Here is a 19,922-nt window from a genome sequence, read left to right as displayed (position 1 = left end):
CTCATACAGCACTGGAGAGTCCCCATGAATTCCGCCATCCTGGCCGACGGCGCGCCCGCGCCTGCCTCGAGCTCCAAGCTAGGCGCCGTGCTGCGCGTGACGAGCGGCAACTTCCTCGAGCAGTTCGATTTCTTCCTGTTCGGCTTCTACGCGACCTCGATCGCCAAGGCCTTCTTTCCCTCCGGCAGCGACTTCGCCTCGTTGATGCTGACCTTTGCGGTCTTTGGCGCCGGCTTCCTGATGCGGCCGTTGGGCGCCATCGTGCTGGGCGCCTACATCGACGAAGTCGGTCGCCGCAAGGGCCTGATCGTCACCCTCGCGATCATGGCCAGCGGAACGGTGCTGATCGCCTTCGTGCCCGGCTACGCCTCGATCGGCCTGGTCGCACCCGCGCTGGTGCTGCTCGGGCGCCTGCTGCAGGGCTTTTCCGCGGGAGCCGAGCTGGGCGGCGTATCGGTCTACCTGTCGGAGATGGCCCCGCCCGGCCAGAAGGGCTTCTACACGGCGTGGCAGTCGGCGAGCCAGCAAGTGGCGATCGTGCTGGCGGCGGCACTGGGCTTCGCGCTCAACGCATGGATGCCGGCCGAGGACCTGATCGCCTGGGGTTGGCGCATCCCCTTCTTCGTCGGCTGCATGATCATCCCCTGCATCTTCGTGTTGCGCCGCTCGCTGCAAGAGACCGAGGCGTTCCAGGCCCGCACCCACCATCCGACCACGCGCGAGGTCGCCCTGTCGATGCGGCAGAACTGGCGCATCGTGCTGGCCGGAATGCTGCTGGTGGCAATGACCACCGCCACCTTCTACCTGATCACCGTATACACGCCCACCTTCGGGCGCACCGTGCTGCACCTGAGCGCGAAGGACAGCCTGCTCGTCACCCTGCTGGTCGCCGTCTCCAATTTCTTCTGGCTGCCGGTGGGCGGGGCTGTTTCCGATCGCATCGGCCGCAAACCCATGCTGATCGCCATGAGCGTGCTGGCCGTCCTCACGGCCTACCCCGCCATGTCGTGGCTGGCCGCGGCGCCCAGCTTCGGCCGCTTGCTGGACGTGCTGCTGTGGTTGTCTTTCCTCTTCGGCATGTACAACGGGGCGATGGTGGTCGCGCTCACCGAGGTCATGCCCGTGCAGGTGCGCGTGGTCGGCTTCTCGCTCGCCTACAGCCTGGCCACCGCGCTGTTCGGCGGCTTCACGCCGGCGGTGTCCACCTGGCTGATCGAGGCCACGGCGGACAAGGCGGCGCCGGCCTACTGGATCAGCATCGCGGCGCTGTGCGGTCTGGCAGCGACGCTGGCGCTGTACCGGAAGCGGTGAATGAACGACCTGCCTCGCAAGGCTTGCTGGATCAGCACCGGCTGATGACCTGAAGATGGCAGCGGGCCAATCGCCCTGCGCAGCCGGGGAGATTCGCGACCGAAGTCAGGTACCGGTGGGAAGCGTTCCTAGAATTTGCGGCAACGATTCACACCGGGCCTGCCGCTCGCCTTCCCAAGATGCTCATGCACGAGATCGACTTGCCCGCCCAGACGGCGGCGGTTCGCAACGTTCTTGCCAATCATGGGATCCATCCTGCGCTGGCGTTGCTCAACGACAGGACGCCGTATCGCTACACGGCCATCTACAAGCTGAACGGCGAGATCATGGAGGCGGTCCATGTGTTCGACCGCAATGCCGAATATCGAAGTTGGCTCAAGGCCGTCCCGCTGGACAAGCGCTTCTGCCAATTCGCGATCCGCGAGGGCGAGTTCACGACCCAGCATGCTTCCAAGGACCAGCACCAGGTGAGCCCCTACGACGGCCTGGTCGAGTCCTATCACGGCCGGCTGCTGCGGCGCGAAGACGGCTCTCCCTACGGCACCTTCATCCATTTCGACGTGGAGCCGCGCAGCATTGCCGAAGGAGAAGCGACCTTCCTCCAGGACGTCATTCCATTGTTCCTCGAGTATCTGGACTAGGCGGTTTCCAAGGATGAATGTGCGCGTCGGCTCCGTCGTGGAAACCTGCGTCAGTGTTTCTTCGCCATAGGTAAGACCTCGACCGAGGGCTTCCGGAGGGCGGTCGCAGACTCAAGCCATCAAGTGTCGGCGACCCACGGATTCAAAAGCGGGACTCGCGTGAGCTTGTAGTCCCCGGTATCGCGGGTCACGACGGTCAGCCCGTGCTGCAGAGCGGTTGCAGCGATGATCAGATCGGGCTGCGAGAACGTGTGGCCACCCTTGCGGCCCTCTTCTACAAGGAGGCGCCACCTGAACATGACGTCCTCGGACACCTCCATGACGCGCTGGTCGAACATGGGCCGCACTCGGTGCTCCAGCCACTCACTCAGTTCGGCGCGCCGCGTTGGATCGCCGACGGCCTCGATACCGAAGCGGATCTCGGCCAAGGTGACGGTGCTGACGAACAGGTCGTCGAGCCGTTGGCCTGCGATGAAGGGCTGGCCCGAGCGTGCCAGCTCAGAACGCGTGCCGAATGCCGAACTCCGTCCCCCTCGAAGCGCGGTTCGGCGCCGTGATGGAACCGGCGAGCGACTGCGTCGCGCCATTGCGGTTGCGCAGATAGGCCAGGGTGCCGTACAGCGCCGTGCGCTTCGACAGGTTGTAGACATAGCCGAGCGCGAGCTTCGAGGTCGTGGGCTCCGGCACGTTGCCCACCGGCTCGCGCTTGTAGCGCGCGTATGAACCCTTGATCTCGCCCACGCCGACCGGCAGGCTGAAGCCCAGCAGCGCGCCCTTGCCGTCCACCGCACCGAGCGATTCGCTGTAGATCTCGCCCATCAGCTTGAGGCTCATCAGCGACTCGAAGACGTACGAGGCACCGATGTTCGACACGCGCAGGTCGCCGGTCGCGTAGCGCGTCTTGCCGGTGGCGAGCGTCACGTTGAACGGGCCGTTGAGATAGCCGACCCGGACCCCGGCGTAGTCACCGTCGTCGCGGTTCGAGATCAGCGTGCCCGGCAGCACGGAGCGGTTGTCGTTCTCGCCCATCGCGACCATCGCCTGCCCGTAGAAGCCGCCCAGGTTGGGCGGCAGGAAGTAGCCGATGCTGTTGGAGGCGCGCGTGCCCGTCGGTGACGTGAGACCCCCCAGGCCCGAGAAGTAGAGCTGGTTGGCACCGATGCCGCCGCCGGTGCCGAAGGGATCGTAGAGCGCCGTGTTCCAGAAGGTCGGCGTGTAGTCGCGGCCCAGGCGCAGCTCGCCGAAGCCGCCGGAGAAGCTCACGGTCGAGCGCCGGTTGAAGGTCAGCAGGCCGGGGCCGGCTGCGCCGCTGGCCTGGTTGTTGGTGTTCGAGTTGAAGCCCGTGCCGTTGTCGTTCTGCAGGCCGGCCTCCAGCCAGAAGCTCGCGGCCAGGCCGCCGCCGAGGTCTTCGCTGCCGCGAAAGCCGAGCCGGCTGAAGCTGTTGCCGCTGTTGGTCAACTGCCATTTGCTGGACGAGCCGTAGCCCGACCCGGTGGTGTAGGTGACCGCGGCATCGACGACGCCGAAGAGCTGCACGGAGGAGGATTGCGCGCAGGCGCCGGCCGCAGCCGCGCATGCGGCCGCGGCCACAAGGGATTTCTTCATTGGAGTTTTGGGAGTGGAGTTGGGAAACTAGATGTCGAGCACCAGCGGGCCACGCTTGCACTGCGAGACGCAGATGAACATGGTCTTGTTCGCGGCCTGTTCGGCCTTGGTGAGGATGCCGTCGCGGTGCTCGATTTCGCCGGCCGAGATGACCTTCGTTTCACAAGCGCCGCACACGCCTTCCTTGCAGCTGTGGTCGGGGTTGAGGCCGGCGTCGATCAGGCTGTCGAGGATCGATTTGCCCGGCGGCACCTCGACGCTCTTGCCGCTCTTTGCGCACTCCACGACGTAGGTCTCGGTTGCGCTGGGTGCCTCGACATGCGCGGCAGAAAAGCGCTCGATGTGCGCATGCGCGTAGCCCAGTTGCGCGCAGGTCTTCTCGAAGGCATCGAGCATGGGCGCCGGGCCGCAGCAATAGAAATGATCGTCTGCGCTCTTGCCGGCCAGCAGCGTCCCGAGGTCGGGCGGCGCGCCCTTGTCTGCGTCGAAATGCCAGGTCAGCGCGACCTTGCTCTCGCGCGCCAGTGCGTCGATCGCATCGCAGAAGGCGGCTTCCTTGCGCGTGCGCGCGCAGTAGATCAGCTCCACCGGCTTGTCGATGTCGGCCAGGCGCTGCAGCATGCACCAGATGGGCGTCACGCCGATGCCGCCGGCCACCAGCACCGAGCGCTCCGCACCCTCCTCCAGGTGAAAGTTGTTGCGCGGTGCGGAGATCGGCAGCGTCATGCCCACGCGCAGCTGCTGGTGCACGTAGCGCGAGCCGCCGCGGCTCTTGCGGTCGTTGGCCACGCCGACGACGTAGCGCTGGCGGTCGCTGGCCGGGTTGCACAGCGAGTAGCTGCGCACCAGGCCGTTGGGCAGGTGCAGGTCGATGTGCGAGCCGGCTTCGAAGGCGGGGAACTCCACCTCGGGCGAAGCCGGGCGGAACTCGACGCTGACGATGCCCTCGGCCTCGTAGCGCATGGTGTGCACGAGCGCATTGAGCGTAGGGGAAGACATGGGCATGGACCTCTGGAAAAGCGTAGGCAACCTCAGGCCGCGGCCTGCTCCAGCTGCGCCTGTGCCAGGTTGCGCATGTGGCGACGCAGACGCACGATGCCGAGGTCGTGCTGGTACAGGCTCTCGTGCTGGTTGGCATCGGGCTCCATGTCCTCCAGCATCACGCGGTCCTGCTCCAGCACGTGCCAGTGGCGCGCCTCCAGCCGGTTCTTGTAGAGGAAGCGCCAGGTGTCGCGTTCCCAGCCGGACGGCAGCTTGCGCACGCGCCAGAAGAAGGTCGCCGTCATGCCGTTGGGCATGGGCGAGAAGGCGCCGATGATGATGAAGTTGCCACCGGGCCCGCCGGTGCGCGGATACGGGATCTCCAGCCGCATCCAGTGGATGCCGGTGTCAGCCCATTCGGTCCAGTCGAAGTTCACGTTGCGCTGGCCTTCCTTCTCGAACACGAAGCCGTGGTCGGTCGGGCGGATGCCGAACTTGGCCTGCGAATCGCCTTCGGCCATCGAGTGCGACTGCTTGTGCAGGAAGGTGCCGTGCATCGGGTCCATGACGTTGTCCAGCACGTAGCGGTAGTCGCCTTTCCACTCGGTGTAGCAGAGGAAGGACGAATACTGCGCATCGTCCGAGAGCTGCTCGGGCAGCGCCAGCGGCGGCGGCACGTCCACCGGCTCCTTCCCGTTGTAGAGGAATACCGCGCCTGCGCGCTCTTCCACGTGGAAGTGGCGCGTGGCCTGCGAGCCCTCGAGCTTGCAGCCGGGGCTGCCGGGCACGCGCATGACCACGCCGTCATGGCGCACCTCGACGCCGTGATAGGGGCAGGACAGCCGGTCGCCCAGGATCACGCCCTGCGACAGCGGCGCGCCGCGATGCGGGCAGCGGTCCTCCAGCGCATGCAGCTTGCCCTCGCCGTCGCGCCAGAGGGCCAGCTTGCGCCCCAGGCGGCGCAGCGACACGGGGTTCTCGCGGATGAAATGGGAGGGGCAGATCGGGTACCAGAGATCCTTCAGGCCGATCTCGAGCAGTTGGTCCACCGGGTCTTGCGCGACGGGTTGGATGGCAATCGTGGTCATGGTGCTGTTCTCCTCAGGCGCCGAGCTTCGCCATTTCCTGGCGGTACAGGTCTTCGGTCCAGCGCTGGCCGCCGGGCGTGGCCAGGCCGCTGTCGTTGAGCCGTTCGACCAGCCCGGCGAGGTCGTGGACGCCGTCGCCGAAGGCGCGCTCGATCGCATCGCCCAGCAGGTCTTCGTAGGTGGTCGCCGGGCGCTGGCGCGCCTGGTGGGGTTGCAGGTAGCGGTCTTGTTGCATCGTGGCCTCCGTGGGAAGAGATGGATTCAGGCTGTTGCGGCAGTGGCTGCGGTCGCGGCGAGCGGCACGGTCCAGGCGTCGTAGCCATAGACCCAGTCCGCATTGCCGCCCTCGCGCAGCCAGTTGTTGCCGCGCGAGCCCAGCTGGATCTGGCTCGTGCGTTCGAGGCGCGCGCCCTCGTAGCGCTGCAGCGCGCTGCGGATGTCGCGCATCGCAACGCCTTCGAGATGGCGGGCCAGAAGCACCGCATCCTCGATCGCCATCCCCGCGCCCTGCGCCATGAAGGGGAGCATCGGATGCGCGGCGTCGCCAAGCAGCGCCATGCGGCCCTTCGCCCAGGCCGGCATCGGGTCGCGCTCGTACAGCGCGGTCTTGAGCACCGTGTCGCAGGCATCGAGCAGCGCACGTGCCTCCGGGTGGTAGGCGACGTACTGCTCGCGCAGTTCGTCCACACTGCCGGGGGCGGTCCAGGATTCGAGGTGCCAGCTGTCCTGCGGGGTCGTGGCGAAGATGAAGATGTCCTTGCCCCGATTCAGTGGGAAGGTGACGATCTGGCTCTGCGGATTGGGCCCCCACCACTTGGTGAAGGCGCCGAGGTTCGGCACGCCCGCGACGCGCTCGGCCGGCACCACCGCGCGGTACGCCACGATGCCGGTGAAGCGCGGGCTCTCGGCCCCGAACATGGCGCCGCGCACCGCGGAATGGATGCCGTCGGCGCCGATCAGCGCCCCGACGCGGGCGCTGCTGCCGTCCTCGAAGGAGAGGCTCACGCCCTCCTCGTCGGCCGCGATCTTCGAGGCCCGCTTGCCGAGTGCCACGCGCTCGGCAGGAAACATCTCGGCCAATGACGCCAGCAGGTCGGCCCGGTGAATGGTGAGCTGCGGCGCGCCGTACTTCTGCTCGGCGGTCTCGGCCATCTCCAGGCGCGAGGTCTCCTCACCGGTGTCGTAGTTGCGGCTGATGCGGTGCGTGGGCCGCGCCGCGGTCACCCGCGCCGCTTCGCCAGCGCCCAGGCCATCGAGCGCGCGCACGGCATTGGGCGTGAGGTTGATGTCGGCGCCCACGCGGGCGAACTGCTTCGCCTGCTCGAACACCACGACCTCGTGGCCCGTGCGCGCCAGGGCGATGGCGGCGGCCAGTCCGCCGATGCCCGCGCCGACGATGCCGATGCTGGATTCGCTGGTCTTCATGGCTTGTCTGCGTCCTTTTCGCTCACTCGGCCACGATGTTGCGGGCCTTGATGATCTTGGCCCACATGGCGGTCTCGTCGCGCATGTAGACGGTGAATTCGCCCGGCTTCATGGTCGCCTCGCTCATGCCCTGCGCCTTCAGGCGCTCGCGCACCTCGGGCTGCCCCAGCATCTGCGCCGCATCCCTGGCCAACTGCTCGGCCACCTCGGGCGGCGTTCCAGCCGGCGCCAGCAGGCCATACCAGGAGGTCACGGCCACGCCCTGGATGCCCTGCTCCGCCAGCGTCGGAATCTCCGGCGCGGCCGGGCTGCGCCTGGCCTCGGTCACCCCGAGCGGGATCAGCTTGCCGTTCTTGATGAAGGGCAGCGTGGCCGGCAGGTTGCTGAACATCAGTGGCACCACGCCGCCCAGCACGTCGTTGAGCGCGGGCGCGGTGCCCTTGTAGGGCACGTGCAGCAGGTCGATGCCGGCCTGCTGCTTGAAGAGCTCGCCCGCCAGGTGCAGGCCGCTGCCCACGCCGGGCGAGGCATAGGACAGCGTGCCCGGCTTCGCCTTGGCCTGGGCCACCAGGTCCTTCGCGCTCCTGATCCCGGCGGAGGGCGAAGCCACGAGCACGTTGGGCGCCTTGGCCAGCATGGTGATGGGCACGAAGTCCTTCTCGATGTCGAAGGGGAAGTTCGGCATCAGCGTCGGATTGATGGTCAGGTTGCCCGCCGGCACCACCAGCAGCGTATGGCCGTCGCCCTTCGCGCGCTTGACCTTGTCGATGCCGATGTTGCCGGCCGCGCCGGGCATGTTCTCGACCAGCGCGGCCTGGCCGTAGCGCTTGGCCAGGCCTTCGGAGAGCACGCGTGCGAGCGTGTCGACCGGGCCGCCGGGCGGGAACGGCGAGACGATGGTGAAGCGGTCGCTCGAGAGCTGCTTCTCGACCGCGGTCTGTGCGTGCGCGGTGACGGTGGCCAGCGCCATCAGGGCGGCGCCAGCGAGGGACAAAAGGGAGGTGCGTCGTTGCATGGTCTTCGAAGTCATTTTTTCTCGGTGATGAACTTGCCCTGCGGGCCTTCGGCGTTCTTCTGGCGGCGGGTTTCGCCGTCGAGCCCGCCATCGACCGCCCATTCGGCGAACACGGTCGGGCCCGGCTCGAACTCGCGCGGCTGCCACTCGGCCGTGAGCTGGTCTTCGTCGGCGTAGTACTCGATCAGGCCGCCGGCCGGGTTCTTGAAGTACCAGAAGTAGGCCGACGAGATCGGGTGCCGGCCCGGGCCCAGCTGGGTCTCCCAACCGCAGCGCGAGAAGTGCAGCCCGCCGCCGAAAACCTCGTGGATGTCGCGCACGGTAAAGGCGACGTGGTTGAGGCCGCGCTTGCCCGAGGGCAGCTGCAGCAGGAACAGGTCGTGGTGCCCGCCGTCGGGCGCGCAGCGCAGGAAGGCGCCGCGGTTGGGGTAGCTGTCGGAGCCCACGAAGCCGAAGCGCTGCGCATAGAACTCGGCGGTGGTCTTCACGTCGGCGACGAAGAAGACGACGTGGCCCACCTCGATCGGCGTGGCGCGCTCGTACACCGGCGCGGCCTGGTTCACACGAGGCTTGGCGTTCCAGGTGTTCATGGCGCCGCAATCGACCTCGATGCTGCGCTTGCGGCTGACCTGCAGGCGCACCGCCAGTCCGTTCGGGTCGGTGCAGCCGATGCGGCGCGCGCCCTCGGCTTCTGCGTCGACGAAGCCAGCGTCCTCTGCGATGGCCTTCGCGTAGCGGCTGAGGTCGTCATCGTTCTCGACGCCCCACACCACTTCTCGCAGGGTCGGGCCCTCTTCCATGGCCGGCGCCAGGCCGGGCTTGTCCAACGCGGCGACCACCACGCGGCAGCCATTCAGGCACTCGAAGACGAGCTCGTCCGCCGTCTCGGACTTCAGCGCCAGTCCCCAATCGGAGAAGAAGCGCCGGCAGGTCGGCAGGTCGTCTGCCGCATAGGTGATCTGGTCGATTCCAATAACTGTCATATGGCTCTCCCCCAGGTTGGCTCACTTGGTGTAGCCGCCCACCCCCTCACCGGGGGCAACACCGACGGCCCGGCAAAGCCGGTTCCGTGCTGTTTCTGGAACAAGACAGGTTTCATTGCTGTGCCCAAGGTAGTGGTTGCTCGTTGGTGCCCCAGTACATGCTCTTCTGCTCCATGTACTGGAAGATGCCCTCACGTCCCTTCTCGCGGCCCAGGCCGCTGTCGCGCCAGCCGCCGAACGGCGTGGAGACCGAGAACTGCTTGTAGGTGTTGACCCAGACCGTGCCCGCCTGCACCGCGCGCCCGAGGCGCCAGGCGCGCTTGAAGTCGCGGCTCCACACGCCCGCAGCCAGCGCGTAGACGCTGTCGTTGGCCTGTGCGATCAGTTCCTGCTCGTTGTCGAAGGGCATGGCCACGAGCACCGGGCCGAACACCTCTTCCTGGCTGATGCGCGCGCTGTTCGTCAGGCCCTCCAGGATGGTGGGCGCGAAGTAGTAGCCGCGCTCGAATTCGGCGCCGTGCGGGCGCACGCCGCCGGTGCGGATCTGCCCGCCCTCGGAGACGCCCAGCTCCACGTAGCGCTCGATGCTCTCGCGGTGCTTCGCGGTGATCAGCGGGCCCATCTGCGTGCGCTCCGAGGCCGGATCGCCCACCCGCAGCGCCTTGGCCGCCTCGGCCACGCGCGTGACGAATTCGTCATAGATGCTGCGCGCCACGAAGAGGCGCGAGCCCGCGATGCACGACTCGCCCGAGGAGCTGAAGATGCCGTAGAGCACGCCGTTGACGGCGTGGTCGAGGTCGGCATCCTCCAGCACCATCGTTGGCGACTTGCCGCCGAGCTCCAGCGACACCGGCATCATCTTGTCGGCCGCGATGTGGGCAATGTGCTTGCCAGTGGTGGTGCCGCCGGTGAAGGACACGCGCCTGACCAGCGGATGCTTGGTGATCGCATCGCCGATCACCGAGCCCTTGCCCGGCAGCACGCTCACGATGCCCTTCGGCACGCCGGCGGCCTCGCAGATGCGCGCCAGCTCCAGCGCCATGAGCGGCGTGACCTCGGCCGGCTTGACGATCACGGCGTTGCCCGCGGCCAGCGCGGGTGCGAGCTTCTGCGCCTCGCTCGCGATCGGCGAATTCCACGGCGTGATGGCAGCGACCACGCCCATCGGCTCGTGCACGCTCATGGTGACGAAGGCGCCGCGCGAGGGCGTGATGGTTTCTTCCAGCGTTTCCAGCGCCGCCGCGAAGAACTGGAAGGTGCCGGCCGCGCTGGCGACCAGCGCGCGCGTCTCGCTGATCGGCTTGCCGTTGTCCAAACGCTGCTTCTGCGCCAGCGGCTCGGCCTCCTCGCGGATCAGCTGCGCCACGCGATGCAGCACCGCTGCGCGCTCGTGCGGGAGCTTCTGTGCCCAGCCGCTGGTGCGGAAAGCCTGGTCGGCACGCACGATGGCCTCGTCGACATCGGCGAGGCTCGCCGCCTTGAGACGTGCGATGGGCTCGCCGGTGGCCGGATAGAGGCTCTCGTAGGCGTCGCCGCCGCCCAGGCGCCATTCGCCGGCGATGTTGATGGGGAGGAGTTCTGTGGAGATCATGGCTTCTTCAGATGGCAAGGGCCGCGGCGCGGTTGCGCAGGGCGCGAACGGCGCTGTAGACCGTCAGCGCGGAGGTCTTGGGATTGGCTGCGAGAGGCTTGTTCCGCATGCTGAGCTCGAAGCTGCCGAAGGCGCCCTCGGCTTCGACCGTGTGCACGTTCTCGTCGACGGCCGGATCGGCAATCAGGCGCACCTGCGTGCGGTCGAGGCCGAGCCCTGCGAGAGACACCGTCGCCGCCACGTTGGCGTTCTTGGGGTACAGCGCGGCGGCCTCGCGGGCGCTGCCTTCGAAGATCACGCATTCGGCAGTCAGCGCATCGAGGTCGCGGCCCTGCGCCGCCGGCGTGCCCTTCCAGGCACGCGGCGGCTTGCGGCCGGTGTAGCGCACGCTGTCGAGCCCGCCGATGCGGGCCGCGGCCAGCGCATCGATGGCGCCGATGGCGCCGGCGATCAGCTGCACCTGCGTGCCGCCGGTAATGGCCGCGATCTCGAGTTTTTCCGCGAGGCCTTGCGCGGACAGCGCGCCGACGGAAGCGACCACGCAGGGCGTGCCGCGCCGCAGTGCCGGCAGCACGTGTTCCTCGATCGCCGCGTGACCGGCGGTCTCGACCACCAGGTCGACGCCGGATGCAGGCACGGCAGTGCCGACCTGCACGCCGGGCGCCAGCGTCTGCAGCGCGGCCTGCGCCGCGACCAGGCCCTCGTGCGGGACCACCACGGCGACCACCGCGAGCGACGCGTCGCCCTTCAGCAGCTCGATGACCGAGCTGCCGATGGCGCCGCAACCGATGAGTGCCACACGCAGCATGTCAGCGGCTCACTTCGCCAACGCAGGGATCTGCGTCACGGTATTGGTCGGCGGGCCGGCGAAGGTGCTCTTGAAGTCCCCGATGGACAGCATGTCGATCTCCATCAGGAAGGGACCGCGCGCGGCCAGGGCCTCTTCGAGCTGGCCCTTCAGCTCCTCAAGGCGCGACACGCGGGCGTGCGGCAGCGCGATCGACTTGCACAGGAGCGCGTAGTCGGGCGTGTGCAGCTCCGCGTAGCAGCGGCGGCCGCCGTACTGCGCGTCCTGGATGTTCTTGATGACGCCGTAGCTCTTGTCGTTCATGAGCACGATCACCATCGGGGCCTCTTCCTGCACCATGCAGGCGAGCTCGCCCAGGTTGAGGATGAAGCCGCCGTCGCCAGCGAGGCAGAAGGTCTTGCGGCCCGAGCCGGTGACTGCCGCTCCGATGGCTGCGCCGATGGCCATGGGCATGCCCTGGCCGATGCCGCCGCCGGTGGCGTGGACGCCCGAGCTCGGATCGAAGATGCGCAGTTCGCGGTTGCCCCAGGTGCTGTTGGAGACGGTCACGTCGCGCACCCAGTTGAAGTTGCGCCCGGCCACCGATTGGATCTGGCGCACGAGTTCGGCGTAGGGGCCGAGGCCGTCGCGCAGTGTCGCAACCGCCTGCTCGTGCGCGGCGCGCAGATCGGTGAGCAGCGCCGGGTCGGCCTGGTACTGCAGCGCTTCCAGCCGGTCGGCCAGCCCCTCGAGCGCGAGCGCGGCATCGCCGCAGACGAAGGCGTCGGTCGCGTAGCAGCGTCCTTCAGCCGCGGCATCGGCATCGATGCGGTACAGCGGGCGCGGCAGCTTCAGCTCGTACTTGAGCGTCTCGTTGCCGCGCAGGCGCGAACCGATCACCAGCATCGCGTCGCAGCTCTGGTAGAAGGCCTCGACGGGCTTCTGGATGTTGTAGGCACCGAGCGAGCCCGGATCGTCCTCGGGCACGATGCCGCGGCCCTGCGTGGTCGTGACAACGCCGAAGCCGAGCTTCTGCAACCGCCTGATGGCCCCGCCGGCGCGGCGTGCCCCGCCGCCGATCCAGAGCATCGGGCGCCTGGCGGCCGAGAGGCGCGCCGCCAGAGCATCGAGCCCGGTCTTCGAAGGCACGGCAGCCTCGATCGGCAAGGGCGAAAGGTCAGCAGGCATGGTGGTCAGCGCCGACTGGATGTCGATTGGAATCTCGACACTGACCGGGCCGGTGGGCGCGGTCAACGCGACCTGTACCGCACGCTTGAGCGTGCCGAGCACGTTGTCGACGCTGCGCACGCGGAAGGCCGCCTTGGAGATGGCCTTGAGCATGGCCAGCTGGTCCGGCGCCTCGTGGATGTACGACATGCCCTTGTCGAGGTAGGGCGTCTCGATCTGGCCGGTGATGTGCAGCACGGGCGCGCCGGCGGTGAGGGCTTCCACCATGCTGCCGGCGATGTTGCCCGCGGCCGGGCCGGTGCTGGTGACGCACACGCCGAGGCTGGCGGTGGAGCGGGCGCAGGCGTCGGCCATGTTGCCCGCGCCGGCCTCCCCGCGCGCGGAAACAAAGCGGATTGCACCGCGCTGCGCGAAGGCGTCGAGGATCGGCATGTTGTGGATCGAGATCACGCCGAAGGCCGCCTTGACGCCGCACTGCTCGAGGAAGGCGGCGACGACGGCACCGACGGTGACCTGCGCGGGGGGGGATGGGTTATGCATGGCGGGACAGGCCTCCAGAGATGTCGATGTGGCTGCCCGTCGTGTACGACGCGAGGGGCGAGGCCAGGAAAAGAATCGCGCGTGCGGCTTCGGTCGGAAGCCCCAGGCGACCCAGCGGGATGTGCTTGTCGTGCGCGAGTTGCCCGCTCCAGGCGGACCAGTCGAGCGACTTGTCCTCGCGCGACTCGAAGCGGCGGCGCCACTGGCCGGACTCGACCAGGCCGATCAGGATGCCGTTGACGCGCACGCCCTGCGGCGCGAATTCGGTGGCCATCGAGCGCACCAGGTTGAGCAGGCCCGCGCGGGCGGCAGAGGTCGCGACCATGTGCGCCTCGGGCTGGCGCGCGAGGAGCGAGTTGGCGCAGACGATGGCGGCATCGCCCCACACCGTGCGCTGCGCCGCGAGCTGCGGCAGGAAGGCGCGGGTGGGATGAATGACGGAGAAGAACTTGAGATGCAGCTCCTCGGTCCAGGCCGCGTCCGTCGTGTCGGCGAAGGTGGAGACGCGCCCCTGCCCTGCGTTGTTGACGAGCATCGAGGCTGGGCCGAGCGCAGCCTCGCTGGCCGCAGCGAAGGCCCTCACCGATGCCGGTTCCAGCACGTCGCAGGTCTGCGCGAACAGCTTGGCGTCGGGCCGGGTTTTGCGCAGGCCGGCAACCGCGTGCTCGAGCCGCTCTGCGTTGCGGCCGCACAGCGCGACCGCGGCGCCGCAGCCGAGCAGGGCTTCGACCGTCGCGAGGCCGATGCCCGACGAGCCGCCGGTCACCACGGCCACGCGGCCGGCCAGCGCGTCGGCGGCGAAGAAGGACAAGGAAGAAGTGGATGCAGGCATGTCGTCGACCTCAGGCGCTGCGCAGCGGAACCACCTTGGCCTTGCTGGCGGGGGCGTAGTTCAGGAGGCCCGAGATTTCGTCGGCCGTCTCGCGCACGCGGCGCACCATCTCGTCCATGCGGTTCTCGTCGATGTGGCCCGAGGTGATGGTCGCGCCCAGCGCGGCGGCGATGTGGCCGCTGTGGTCGCGCACCGGCGCGGCAATGGACGAGATGTTCGATTCGAAGAATCCCTCGCCCAGCACGTAGCCGCGCTCGCGGTCGCCCTGGACCATGTCGAAGAGCTCGTTGACGGTCTTGGGGGTGCTCGGCGAGAAGGTCTCGAGCTTGTCCTCCGGGTAGAGCGCGCGCAGCTGCGGCAGCGTGAGGTCTTCCAGCAGGATGCGCCCCAGCACGGTCGCATGGGCCGGCAGGCGCGTGCCGACGCTGACCGAGCTCGCAAAGGGCGTGGGCGGCGCGACCTTGGCCACGTACACGATGGAGCGGCCGTCGCGCACGACCAGGTTGCAGGGCGTGCGCAGCGCCTCGCACAGGCGATTGAGCAGCGGCGTGCCCAGTTGCGTGAGCTCCAGCGAAGCCAGGTACTCGAAGCCCAGGCGCAGCACGGCCAGGCCCAGGCGGTAGTCGCGGCCGCCCTCGGCGCGCTCCAGGAAGCCCATGTTCTCCAGCGTGCTGAGCAGGCGGAACACGGTCGAGCGCGGCAGGTCGAAGCGGCGCGCCAGCTCGGGCGCGGAAAGGGTACGGCTCTCGCGGCTGAACTCGCACAGCATGCGCAGGCCGCGTTCCAGGGCCGGCACGTTGTAGCGATCGGCGCCCTCTTCCATCAGGTCGTTGCTCATGGGTCTCTCGTTCTTGTTTCGATTGATCAGGCCGTCACCGCTTCACGCAGCATCGCGGCCACGGCGGCGGGCCGCTCCACGTAGCAGGCGTGGCCTGCTACGGGCAGCAGCTCGAGGGGCACGCCACATTGCTTCGCCACTTCGGCGCAGGCTTCGGGCGTGGTGACCACGTCCAGGGCGCCGCAGGCCACGCGCACGGGCATCGCTGGCGGCAGGTCGGCCATCAGGTCGGCACCGCACAGCAGCTCGATGGCCTGGCGGTAGCCTGTCTCGTGCAGGCGCGCCATGTTCCAGCGCACCCATTGGCGCGCGGTCTCGCTCGCGTGGTCGGAGACCAGCCGGCCCGAGCGCTTCGTGGCCATGCCGGCGATGCCGAGCGCATCGAGCGTGCCCAGGCGTTCGGCGCGCACGCGGGACCGCGCCTGCGCGCGGCTCGCCGCACCGTAGCCGGCGGCCGGGCTGATCAGCAGCAGCCTCGAAATGCGCGATGCCAGAGGCGAGCCGGGGCGCGCAGCGGAGGCGGCCGTCAGCGCGCCGAGCGAATGGCCGACCAGCACGCACGAAGAGATCTCCAGTGCATCGAGCAGGCCATGCAGGCGCTGGGCATAGTGCTGCGCGGTGGGGACTTGGGCTGGCAGCGGCGTCGACTCGCCGTAGCCCGGCGCATCCCACGCGACCAGCCGCGCCTCGCCTTCGAGCAGGAGGGCCGTGTCCAGCCATGAGGCCGAGCCGGAGCCGATGCCATGCAGGCACACGATCGCCGGCCCCGTGCCGCATTCGCGCACCGAAAGCTCGGCGCCGCACACCGACACGCTGCGCGCCGGGAAGCGCGCTTGGAGGCGCGCCAGCTCGGAAGCCGGCAGGGGCTGGGCGTCGATCAGGGCTGCATCGCTCATGGCTGTGTCGTCCCGCGCGGTCAGCGCTTGATCTTGGTCAAGGGGTGATCCGCCGGGTACGTCGGCGTGACCGGCTTCCTCGCGCCGAGCATCACGCACATCAGCGCATCCTCGTCGCCGATGTTGATCTCTTCGCGGTACACGCCGGGGGGCACCGAGATCAGGTCGCGGTCGGTCAGCACCGTCTCGTAGCGCTCGCCCTCGGGCGTGGTCAGCACCACCTTGAGCTTGCCGCGCAGCAGGAAGAAGACTTCTTCGACGTCGACGTGCAGGTGCGGCGGGCCTTCGTGGCCGGCCGGGATCACCATCGTCGAGAAGGTGAAGTGCTCCGACGGCACGGTGTTGACGTCGCTCGCCACGCCGGTGCCGCCGGTGCCCACGTAGCGCATCTGCGCGCGGCGGAACTTGGGGTCGAAGTCGGCCTGGAACTTCAGCGCGTCCCAGTCGTACTTGCGCGTCGAGTAGCGCGCGATGCGGGTGTTCATCCACGCCTCGAGGCTCGCGCCTTCAGGGCGGCGCAGGGTCTCGCCCACGTTGCTGTCGTCGAATTTCTTTTGCTCGGACAAATCGCTCATGGAAAACTCCTTGGGGAAATCAGTGCATCCATGCATCAGTGCATGACGAAGCCGCCGTTGACGGCGAGCAGTTGGCCGGTCACGAAGCGCGCCAGGCCGGAGAGAGAAAAGAGCACCGCGCCGCAGACGTCGACCGCCTGCTGCTCGCGCGGGAGGGCGCGGCCCTCGAGGTATTTCTGGTGGCGCGCGAGTGGCACGTACTCCGTGGCCTCGACCAGCGTGAGCCCGGGCGCGACGGCGTTCACGGTGATGCCGGCCTCGCCCCATTCGCGGGCGAGCGAGCGGGTCATCGAGATCACGGCGCCCTTGCTCGAGGCATAGGCCAGCAGCTTGGGCGCGCCCCAGAGGGCCGTGTCCGAAGCGAGATTGACGATGGCGCCTCGCCCGCCCTGTTCGAGCGCCGGCTGGCAGGCACGGCTCATGAGCCAGGTGCCGCGCACGTTGACGTCCATCACGCGGTCCCAGGTCTCGATGTCCAGCGCATGGGCGTCGCGGCCGCCCGAGTTCGTGATCGCGGCGTTGTTGACCAGGCCGTCGAGGCCGCCGAGCGCTTGCACTGCGGCGGTGGCGCAGGCCTCGATCGAGGCCGGGTCGCACAGGTCCAGCGCCAGCGCATGAGCCTTGAAGCCGGCCTTGCGCAAGGCCTGCGCCTCGGTCTCTGCGAGCTCCGAAAGAATGTCGGCCAGCACCACGGACGCGCCTGCGGCGGCGATGCATTTGGCAAAAGCCAGCCCGAGGCCGCGCGCCGCACCCGTCACCAGCACGCGCCGGCCGGCAAGCAGATTGGTCGGCAGCTCGGCCAGCAGGCCCTGCAAGCTGTCGGGATCGGGGATGGCCTTGATGCCTTCAGTACTCATGAACAGCTTCCTAAAATGCGCGGCCCGCGAAGCGCGGCCCGTTGGTGGAACACCGCGGAACCGGCCTTGCCGGGCCGCTGGTGTTGCCCCCGGTGAGGGGGTGGGCGGCCACACGAAGTGGGCCAACCTGGGGGAGAGCCATATCAATCAGCCTGGATGCCAAGTTCCTTGATGATCTTGCCGAAGCGCTCGAAGTCGGCGGCATTGGTCTTGGCCAGCACCTCCGGCGCGCCGCCCAGCGGCAAGGCGCCGTAGACCGCCATCTTCGACACCACGTCGGGCATCTTGAGGATCTCGTTCATGTGTCCGTTGAGCGTCTTCACGATCTCGGGCGGCAGCCCCTTGGGCCCGAACAGGCCATGCCAGGCCGTCACTTCGACGTTCTTGTAGCCCAGCTCCGCGAACGTGGGCACATTCGGCGCGAGCGGCGAGCGGGCGCGGTCGGCGACGGCGAGCGGCAGCATCTTGCCGCCTGCCAGGTGCGGCGCAATGGGGCCGTAGGTGATGTAGGTCAGCGGCACATGGCCGCCGAGCACATCGTTGACTGCCGGCGCGACGCCCTTGTACGGCACGTGGCCGAGGCTCATGCTCGCGGCCTTGTTGACCATTTCGCCCAGGATGTGCATGGGCGAGCCGCTGCCCGGGCTCGCGTACGAGAGCGACTGCCCCTTCGCCTGCACGTCCTTGAGGCTCTTGAGGCCGGCGCCCGATCCCGCCACCAGGAACAGCGGCAGCGTGCCCGTCTCCACGATGGGCGTGAAGCCGTTGAGCACGTCGTAGCTGGAGCTGCCGCCGGTCTTCAGAACCAGCTGCGCGATCGAGAAGGTGCTGGGCGCCAGCAGCAGCGTGTAGCCGTCGGCCGGGGCCTTGGCGACGAAGCTGCTGCCGATCACGCCGCTGGCGCCGGGGCGGTTGTCCACCACCACCGGCTGGCCGATGCGCGTGGCCAGCTTCTCGGCAAAAAGGCGCGCGAGGGCGTCCGTGTCGCCGCCTGCCGGATAGGCAACCACGATGGTGATCGGCTTGGCCGGATAGCCTTGCGCCCACGCGGGGGCACCAGCGCTGATGGCGGCAAGGGAAAGGGCCAGCGCGAGCGCCTGGCGACGGTTGGGCTTCATCATCGTGGGTTCGATCCGTGCTGTGGGTAAGTGGCTCATTTGTTCCATTAGTAAAACGCTGATTTATTAATGGAACGGATGTGCGAAGAATAATGCCGAAGTCTTCGGGCCGTCAAGCACAAACTGGTCGGTGGGGCGCGCGTTTTCCATGAGTCCGCGTAACGGCGAACCGACAGCAAACAGTGCTGCGCGAGCGCAGGAATGGCGCAATCGAAGGGCGGCGCTCAGGCCCTGAATATCAGGATGCGTCGATGCCGGCGCGCAGCGCCGCTGCCAGGATGGCTTGGCGCAATGCATCGTTGCGCGCCAAAGGCCCGCCCATGCGCGTTCCGGAAAGAGCGCCTTTCACACGGTCGCCGAAGAGCAGCATCGCCCGGTCGCGATCGCGCTGGCGCGACATCCATACCAGGCCGTCGGCATCCTTGCACTGGCGGTGCAGTGCCTCGGCCCATTTCGCGGTGTCGACGTAGTCGCGCGCGGGGCTGGCGATGAGCTCCTCCTTGGGAACCTTGAGCCGGTGCAGCCCTTCGCTCGTGAGGTCCACCAGCAGGAGTTCTCGGTTGGGCGTGAGCTGGCCTTGGCCGCGGTGTGCGAAGTCGTCGAGCGCGACGAACTTGTCGGGCGCGTCGATCGGTACGTCGTGAAAGACCGTCTCGAAGATCGCGCAGTCCAGGGTCGCACCGCCGTAGAGGTAAGGCACGACGCGGCCCCTGGCGTCGCGGATGGGCGCGAAGCGCGTGAACTTGCACGGCGTGCCGGCCCCACTGGTGCCGGGGTTGAAGCTTTCGGGTGCGAAGGCCGTGTCGTGGATGACGTGAATCGGCGCGCCGGCCGGCCAGCGATCGAAAAGAGGGTCGAGAAGCGGCGCCGGTGCGCGGCAAGTCAAGCCGCGCTCCCTTCCGCATCGCGCTGCGCCGCCTCGATCACGGCCTGCGGATTCGATGCCAGGAGGTCGACGGGCCGCGCACTGTCGGGCAGCCAGCCGTTGTTCGAGGTGAACCACAGCGCGAGCTTCCAGGGCGCCCGGCGATCGCCGAAGGCTTCCAGCACGGCCTGCACCGCCTTGATCGGCTTGTGGTCGTCGAACTGGAAGGCCGGGTAGATGTCGCGGTCGCGCGCGCTCTTGTCGGGGTGCGGCACCGCGAATACCTGGCGGCGCTTGCGCCAGTTGTCCACCAGTGCACTGCGGCTGCTGGCCTGCGAGCGGTTGGCGTCGGCCAGCTGCTCGGCCGTGAAGTACCCGAAATCGTTCAGCACGCGGGCATGCCGCTTGGCGAGCCGCTGGGCCATTTCCCTGTCGATCTCGCTGGGCTGCACCATCTGGCCCGCCATGAAATCGACCACGGCCTCGATGCGGCGCTCGCGGGCCTGGGCGGTCTTCTCGAGCAGCGCGCGTTCCAGCATCGGAAACGAGGCCAGCAGCACCTTCGAGATCGCCTCGTCCTTGATTTCCAGCAGGAACTTGCGCGCGCTGGTCTTGCGGGCCGCGCGCGCGGAGGTATAGGGTTCCAGCGACAGCAGGTCGCCTTGCAACTTGGCGGTGAGATCGCTGGTGCTCATGGAGGTCTCGTTTGATCCGTTTGACCTGATTCTACAGATCTGCATCAATCGGATCAAACGTGAGGTCAAGGGAGTCCTCTCGCCCGCAGAT

General features: G+C 68.2%; 21 protein-coding genes. 2 read left to right on the top strand and 19 right to left on the bottom strand.

Annotated features, from left to right (window positions below):
* Window positions 1-24: 24 nt before the first annotated feature.
* Both G3W89_RS13975 and G3W89_RS13970 read left to right on the top strand, forming a co-directional pair.
* Window positions 25-1,311, top strand: coding sequence for an MFS transporter (locus tag G3W89_RS13975; protein ID WP_162574639.1), 1,287 nt, complete (start codon window positions 25-27; stop codon window positions 1,309-1,311).
* Window positions 1,312-1,496: 185 nt separating this feature from the next.
* Entirely contained in the window at window positions 1,497-1,952 is a 456-nt protein-coding gene (locus tag G3W89_RS13970) for a hypothetical protein (RefSeq protein ID WP_162574638.1), read from the top strand.
* A 119-nt stretch (window positions 1,953-2,071) separates the two neighbouring features.
* On the opposite strand, the gene G3W89_RS13965 is transcribed toward G3W89_RS13970, so the two are convergent.
* The 19 genes from G3W89_RS13965 to G3W89_RS13875 all read right to left on the bottom strand — a co-directional run bounded on the left by G3W89_RS13965 (window position 2,072) and on the right by G3W89_RS13875 (window position 19,831).
* The gene (locus G3W89_RS13965; protein WP_162574637.1) at window positions 2,072-2,539 is read right to left on the bottom strand and encodes a type II toxin-antitoxin system VapC family toxin; all 468 of its coding nucleotides are present in this window, start codon (window positions 2,537-2,539) and stop codon (window positions 2,072-2,074) included.
* On the bottom strand, window positions 2,451-3,557 hold the full coding sequence (locus tag G3W89_RS13960) for a porin (protein WP_162574636.1): 1,107 nt from the start codon (window positions 3,555-3,557) through the stop codon (window positions 2,451-2,453). The genes G3W89_RS13965 and G3W89_RS13960 overlap by 89 nt, the downstream gene beginning before the upstream one ends.
* A 27-nt stretch (window positions 3,558-3,584) precedes the next feature.
* Window positions 3,585-4,556, bottom strand: coding sequence for a PDR/VanB family oxidoreductase (locus G3W89_RS13955; RefSeq protein WP_162577478.1), 972 nt, complete (start codon window positions 4,554-4,556; stop codon window positions 3,585-3,587).
* A 32-nt stretch (window positions 4,557-4,588) separates the two neighbouring features.
* Window positions 4,589-5,626 (bottom strand): aromatic ring-hydroxylating oxygenase subunit alpha, encoded by a 1,038-nt coding sequence (locus G3W89_RS13950; RefSeq protein ID WP_162574635.1) that lies wholly within the window; start codon window positions 5,624-5,626, stop codon window positions 4,589-4,591.
* 13 nt (window positions 5,627-5,639) lie between these two features.
* Window positions 5,640-5,861 (bottom strand): recombinase-like helix-turn-helix domain-containing protein, encoded by a 222-nt coding sequence (locus G3W89_RS13945; RefSeq protein WP_106554704.1) that lies wholly within the window; start codon window positions 5,859-5,861, stop codon window positions 5,640-5,642.
* Between the two features lie 26 nt (window positions 5,862-5,887).
* The gene (locus G3W89_RS13940; protein WP_162574634.1) at window positions 5,888-7,051 is read right to left on the bottom strand and encodes an FAD-dependent monooxygenase; all 1,164 of its coding nucleotides are present in this window, start codon (window positions 7,049-7,051) and stop codon (window positions 5,888-5,890) included.
* Window positions 7,052-7,073: 22 nt separating this feature from the next.
* Window positions 7,074-8,081: a Bug family tripartite tricarboxylate transporter substrate binding protein gene (locus tag G3W89_RS13935; protein WP_232076539.1), complete on the bottom strand. Its 1,008-nt coding sequence runs from the start codon at window positions 8,079-8,081 to the stop codon at window positions 7,074-7,076.
* Window positions 8,078-9,049 carry a VOC family protein gene (locus G3W89_RS13930; protein ID WP_162574633.1) on the bottom strand — a complete coding sequence of 324 codons (972 nt, stop codon included), beginning with the start codon at window positions 9,047-9,049 and terminating at the stop codon, window positions 8,078-8,080. The genes G3W89_RS13935 and G3W89_RS13930 overlap by 4 nt, the downstream gene beginning before the upstream one ends.
* A gap of 112 nt (window positions 9,050-9,161) precedes the next feature.
* Window positions 9,162-10,640 carry an aldehyde dehydrogenase gene (locus tag G3W89_RS13925; protein ID WP_162574632.1) on the bottom strand — a complete coding sequence of 493 codons (1,479 nt, stop codon included), beginning with the start codon at window positions 10,638-10,640 and terminating at the stop codon, window positions 9,162-9,164.
* Between the two features lie 7 nt (window positions 10,641-10,647).
* The gene (locus G3W89_RS13920; protein ID WP_162574631.1) at window positions 10,648-11,448 is read right to left on the bottom strand and encodes an aspartate dehydrogenase; all 801 of its coding nucleotides are present in this window, start codon (window positions 11,446-11,448) and stop codon (window positions 10,648-10,650) included.
* A 9-nt stretch (window positions 11,449-11,457) separates the two neighbouring features.
* The gene (locus G3W89_RS13915; RefSeq protein WP_162574630.1) at window positions 11,458-13,155 is read right to left on the bottom strand and encodes a thiamine pyrophosphate-binding protein; all 1,698 of its coding nucleotides are present in this window, start codon (window positions 13,153-13,155) and stop codon (window positions 11,458-11,460) included.
* Window positions 13,148-13,987: an SDR family oxidoreductase gene (locus tag G3W89_RS13910; protein ID WP_162574629.1), complete on the bottom strand. Its 840-nt coding sequence runs from the start codon at window positions 13,985-13,987 to the stop codon at window positions 13,148-13,150. The genes G3W89_RS13915 and G3W89_RS13910 overlap by 8 nt, the downstream gene beginning before the upstream one ends.
* Before the next feature lie 10 nt (window positions 13,988-13,997).
* Entirely contained in the window at window positions 13,998-14,825 is an 828-nt protein-coding gene (locus G3W89_RS13905; protein ID WP_162574628.1) for an IclR family transcriptional regulator, read from the bottom strand.
* Window positions 14,826-14,851: 26 nt separating this feature from the next.
* Window positions 14,852-15,721 (bottom strand): alpha/beta fold hydrolase, encoded by an 870-nt coding sequence (locus tag G3W89_RS13900; protein ID WP_162574627.1) that lies wholly within the window; start codon window positions 15,719-15,721, stop codon window positions 14,852-14,854.
* A gap of 20 nt (window positions 15,722-15,741) precedes the next feature.
* Window positions 15,742-16,296 (bottom strand): cupin domain-containing protein, encoded by a 555-nt coding sequence (locus tag G3W89_RS13895; protein WP_162574626.1) that lies wholly within the window; start codon window positions 16,294-16,296, stop codon window positions 15,742-15,744.
* A 35-nt stretch (window positions 16,297-16,331) separates the two neighbouring features.
* The gene (locus G3W89_RS13890; protein WP_162574625.1) at window positions 16,332-17,153 is read right to left on the bottom strand and encodes an SDR family oxidoreductase; all 822 of its coding nucleotides are present in this window, start codon (window positions 17,151-17,153) and stop codon (window positions 16,332-16,334) included.
* 143 nt (window positions 17,154-17,296) lie between these two features.
* Window positions 17,297-18,271, bottom strand: coding sequence for a Bug family tripartite tricarboxylate transporter substrate binding protein (locus G3W89_RS13885; protein WP_162577476.1), 975 nt, complete (start codon window positions 18,269-18,271; stop codon window positions 17,297-17,299).
* Window positions 18,272-18,509: 238 nt separating this feature from the next.
* On the bottom strand, window positions 18,510-19,157 hold the full coding sequence (locus tag G3W89_RS13880; RefSeq protein WP_162574624.1) for an RES family NAD+ phosphorylase: 648 nt from the start codon (window positions 19,155-19,157) through the stop codon (window positions 18,510-18,512).
* Window positions 19,154-19,831, bottom strand: a complete 678-nt coding sequence (locus G3W89_RS13875; protein ID WP_162574623.1) for a hypothetical protein — start codon at window positions 19,829-19,831, stop codon at window positions 19,154-19,156. The genes G3W89_RS13880 and G3W89_RS13875 overlap by 4 nt, the downstream gene beginning before the upstream one ends.
* Between the last annotated feature and the right edge of the window lie 91 nt (window positions 19,832-19,922).

Origin of the sequence: Variovorax sp. PBL-H6 (genome assembly GCF_901827155.1) — a bacterium.
Lineage (GTDB): Bacteria > Pseudomonadota > Gammaproteobacteria > Burkholderiales > Burkholderiaceae_C > Variovorax.
The sequence above is the reverse complement of the archived record's forward strand: the minus strand, read 5'-3'. Positions and strand labels throughout refer to the sequence as shown.